This is a genomic window from Anaerophaga thermohalophila DSM 12881 (genome assembly GCF_000191885.1).
Lineage (GTDB): Bacteria > Bacteroidota > Bacteroidia > Bacteroidales > Marinilabiliaceae > Anaerophaga > Anaerophaga thermohalophila.
This window is the reverse complement of the sequence record NZ_AEWI01000142.1, coordinates 1-659: the sequence shown is the minus strand read 5'-3', so window position 1 is coordinate 659 and position 659 is coordinate 1. Positions and strand designations below refer to the sequence as shown.

Genomic DNA, 659 nt, shown 5'->3' with positions numbered 1-659 from the left:
GGTAACGACGAAGAATCTGTTCCCTGTTTTTGGTTTCTTAGATGATTAGAGGTTAGATGGTGTTTATACATATTTTATTGTGGCAATCTTTGTCATGCTCGTTTTATAACTGTAAATATTCTTTCTTTATACGGGCAAACTGCAGGGTTGCATGAGGTTGGGGGAAAAAGCTAAAACGCAAAGACGTATGTTGTGTTTATAATTCACACTACTGGCTACTGACTAAAAACTACTGACTAAAATACTTATATCTAAAAATCTATTAAAACAACCTTTGTCATGCTCTTTTCATCAGGTAGAAAGCCGGCGTTGTCTTTTTATCAATCTTTTCAAAGGGTATTTGACAAAGATTATTTGATTAGCTATATAGAATATACATCCATATCCGAATTAAAACAAATGTTAAACATAAAATAATAAAAAAATGAAGTACAAATTGTTAGGAAACACCGGATTAAAAGTTTCGGAACTTTGCCTGGGAACCATGACCTTTGGTGGACGTGGCATGTGGACAGCCATTGGCACGTTGCCTCAGGAGCAGGCCAATGAACTGGTAAAAATGGCTGTTGAAAACGGTATTAATTTCATTGATACGGCCAATGTTTACAGTGAAGGGTTGAGTGAAAAAATGACCGGACAAGCTATCCGTGATCTTGGCT

1 protein-coding gene is annotated in these 659 nt (G+C 36.3%); it reads left to right on the top strand.

Going from position 1 to position 659, the window contains the following annotated elements; translation table 11 throughout:
- Nucleotides 1-424: 424 nt before the first annotated feature.
- Nucleotides 425-659, top strand: a 235-nt coding sequence (locus ATH1_RS0116870; RefSeq protein WP_010424554.1) for an aldo/keto reductase, incomplete at its 3' end; no start/stop codon positions are given.